This is a genomic window from Bartonella rattaustraliani AUST/NH4 (assembly GCF_000312565.1).
In the GTDB taxonomy this organism is placed as follows: Bacteria; Pseudomonadota; Alphaproteobacteria; order Rhizobiales; family Rhizobiaceae; genus Bartonella; species Bartonella rattaustraliani.
Map to the genome: position 1 here is coordinate 1 of NZ_CALW02000040.1, position 3,561 is coordinate 3,561.

Annotated in this window: 3 protein-coding genes; all 3 read left to right on the top strand. The window is 35.0% G+C overall.

Features of this window, described 5'->3' with window-relative positions; all coding sequences use genetic code 11:
- Positions 1–773 precede the first annotated feature (773 nt).
- The 3 genes from BN67_RS06030 to BN67_RS06040 all read left to right on the top strand — a co-directional run bounded on the left by BN67_RS06030 (position 774) and on the right by BN67_RS06040 (position 2,696).
- Complete coding sequence (locus BN67_RS06030) at positions 774–1,337, top strand: LbetaH domain-containing protein (RefSeq protein ID WP_019223247.1); 564 nt, start codon at positions 774–776, stop codon at positions 1,335–1,337.
- A gap of 79 nt (positions 1,338–1,416) precedes the next feature.
- On the top strand, positions 1,417–1,812 hold the full coding sequence (locus tag BN67_RS06035; RefSeq protein WP_019223248.1) for a hypothetical protein: 396 nt from the start codon (positions 1,417–1,419) through the stop codon (positions 1,810–1,812).
- Between the two features lie 104 nt (positions 1,813–1,916).
- Complete coding sequence (locus BN67_RS06040; RefSeq protein ID WP_019223249.1) at positions 1,917–2,696, top strand: hypothetical protein; 780 nt, start codon at positions 1,917–1,919, stop codon at positions 2,694–2,696.
- The last annotated feature ends 865 nt before the right edge of the window (positions 2,697–3,561 follow it).

The window sequence follows — 3,561 nt, forward strand, 5'->3', positions numbered from 1 at the left end:
TTTCATAAGTTTATACACAATGGATTAAAAAATAAAACAACTGTTAACAATGAATGGGCATTTTATTGAATCAATACTCAAAAACCTAAAAACACTTTATGATAAGCAAGCCACTTACAAAACGATCTTCCTGCTTTTTTAAATAGATTGGCTATCTTTAGAGGCTCTCATATGACAGAAGCGCATTATCATATTTGTCTGTTTGCTTTATAAAAGCGCGCTGTCTTATGAAGGCTCGCTAGACACCTCTTATAAGACAATTCACAAAAATAATTCAATAATAAAGAGTCATGCTTTTAAAGCTAAAAATATGGCTGCTAAGAGCGTTTGTAACTTTTATGAAGTATAGAAAGGAAAATAACGAAAACGCTTAAGCAAGCCATTAATATAGAATCCAAAACACATAATAAAATAGAAACTGTTTATAAAAAGATGACAGTGTTTATACACAACGTATTTAAAAAAATACAAAAAATATCAAAAAAGATAAAACCATTATTGACAATAAATGAGTATTTTGATAAATAGATACTCAAGTGATTAACAACCACGTTACGACAAGCGAGCAGGTTACGAAACAACCTCCTCCTATGCTTTATATACTGACTATCTTTTATGCTCCTATTAGCATATAACGATTTTGTCGGGTGTGATTACACCATACAATACCCTTTTGGGAAAAGTGTGATCAGCGGACTTGTCGCCGTGTTTGTTAGCACCCGGCGCCTTTAAAGGCGTTAATAACAAACTTTATTAACGACAAGGTAATTATTATGAACAATACAGTACAAAGCACCCCCGTTTCCTCTTCTCAAAATCAAAAATCTGAAAAAAAATACGAATTTACTGGCGAGACAATCGAGGTTGGATTTAAAACCCTTCGTAGGATTAGAGCCTTAAGAGATTTTGGTGATGTGAAAAAAGGCGATTTAGGCGGTTTTATACAAGGTGAAAGTAATCTCTCTCATGAAGGCAATTGTTGGGTGGGAGGAAAAGCCAAGGTTTATAGCAATGCACGGGTTTATGGCAAGGCGGTTGTGGCAGGCAATATTTATGGTAATGCCCAGGTCTATGGCTTTGCACGTATTTATCCTGATGCCCATATTTTTGATAATGCGCATGTTCATTTTTATGCTTGTGTTTTTAATAAAACAAAAATTTATGACAATGCGAAAATTTCTGGATATGCTTGTATTTTTCCGAATGTAAAGATTTTTCGCAATGCAGTCATTAAAGGGGATACTTGGGTTCGCGATAATATTGAAACCTGCAGTAAAGAAACTGTCGATAATGACCAGTCTCTTAAAAATGATCAGTCTATAAAAGAAGCTGCATAATGAATGACGGCGTGGCGGGGGCGCCTCTCTTTCAAATTCTTTCTTAAAATTCAATAAACTTTTAAAATGGAGCATACCCATGCACGCTACAGTTATATCTAAAATGCAAGACACAAAAAAATATGAACTCACAGATGAAACTAAAGTTGTTAACCGTGTCACTTTACACCGCATTAAAGCTTTAAGGGACTTTTATAATGTCAAGGCTGGCGACCTAGGAGGCTTTATCCAAAAGGAAGAAAACCTCTCTCATGAAAGCAATGCATGGGTTGGTGATGAGGCATGTGTTTATCAAGATGCCCAGATTTGCGACCATGCTCGGGTTTATGAGAATGCCAAGGTTTTTGGTAAGGCATGGGTTTTTGGATATGCACAAATTTATGGGCATGCCAAGGTTTGTGGGGATGCTCTCATTTTTGGAACGGCATGGTTTTCTGGTGATCTAGAACTTCTTTATGATACGGCATGGTCATAACATAACTTGGGAATAATGACCGCGGGCACGGTGGGGCGCCCTCTCTCTCTCAAACGAATTTTCATAACAAATTTTTAAACACATTAATTGTGAAGGGACTTGCTATGTTTAAAAAATACATACTCACGAATGAAATCAAACACATTAAAAAGAAAATGACTAAAGAAGTGACAATCGTTTATCGTATTCAAGCTTTAAGAGACTTTGGTGATGTCAAGGCTGGTGATCTAGGGGGCTTTGTTGAAAAGGAAAGCAATCTCTCTCACGAAGGCAATTGCTGGCTCTATGATGATGCCTGTGCTTATAGCCATGCAAGGGTTTTTGAAAATGCAAGGGTACGCAATAATGCGCACGTGCGCGGGCAAGTCTATGGCAATGCTTTTGTTTATGGCAAGGTGTTAATTTCTCAATTCGCAAAAATTTATGACAATGCACGCGTTTATGACAAGGCTTATGTCATGGGGTATGTTTATAACAATGCCCATGTCTATGGCAATGCACATATTGATGTTGAAGCGCATGTTTATGACAATGCTCACGTTTTTTATAACGCTTGGGTTTGTAGTTATGCAAGAATTTATGGCGATGCGCAGGTTTCAGGTTTTGCATATATTTGTAACTATGGGAAAGTTTATGGGCATGCCATGGTTTTTAAGCGTGCCAAAATTTATGATGAGGTCTATGGGCATGCTCGAGTGAGTGGCACCGCTGAAATTTATGGTTCTGTTTATGATAGAGCAAAGATTTCCCACAATATTAAGGTTTGGGGGAAAGTCTATGGCACTGCTATTCTCGATAAAAAAAGCAAAATAAGCTACATTACAAATCATCAGGAGGTTTATAAAGGACGTAAAATTGTTGATATATTAAAGAATAATGAATGATAGGCATGGGAGGTGCCTTTTATTCTTTAAACGTCTTAACAAGAGAACATTCAAAAAAGAAAGCCGTTCCATGATATGACGCGACTTTCAAATAACAATTCTAATGATTAAAATTAATCACCCACAATGGAGTCATGGACGTATATATACAAAACGTATCATATTGCAAGCTCTTTATTGTCATTATGAAACGTTATCCAAAAAAGCATAAAACGTTCTTGTTATATTTGATATGAAGAGAGAAACTGTGAATACAGCGTTTACGATAAAACCTATTCATAAATCAAAACGTTTTGTAAGGTCTCTATCAATCCAATTAAGAGTAAATGCGTTGGTAAGTGTAAATTAGCAATAAACCCGCTCTTTTGATTTTATGCTTGTAAGCGTTGGTTTTGAAAGCAATCTCTCATAAGACAAACAAACAATGGCTTTTATCAAATGAGATATAAAGCATGCATAATCTTATGACTACAATAGAAAGTCATTTTAATCACTAAACAGTTTCAAACGTGCAATCTCTTTTAAGAGCATTTACTGCCATAAGCAATTCAATTGTTAAGATGTGATTTAAACACATGCAATTATGTTGATTGGATAATTCAAACGATTGCGTCTTAATAGTAACTATCGATTTTATAATCAAAACGTATTATGAATTGTTATGAATGATTACTGCTTTTGAATGCTCACATGCGTTATAAGATTTGTGTCATGATTTATTTTTTATGGTCTATTCATACATGGCAATTGTTGATAAAAAAGGGTCAATTGAATCACGTATAAAAGTGTGGATTCTAAAGAGGATTCATATAAAATAAATACACATAACATATTGAATTTATTGTATTTTTATGTAATATGTGTT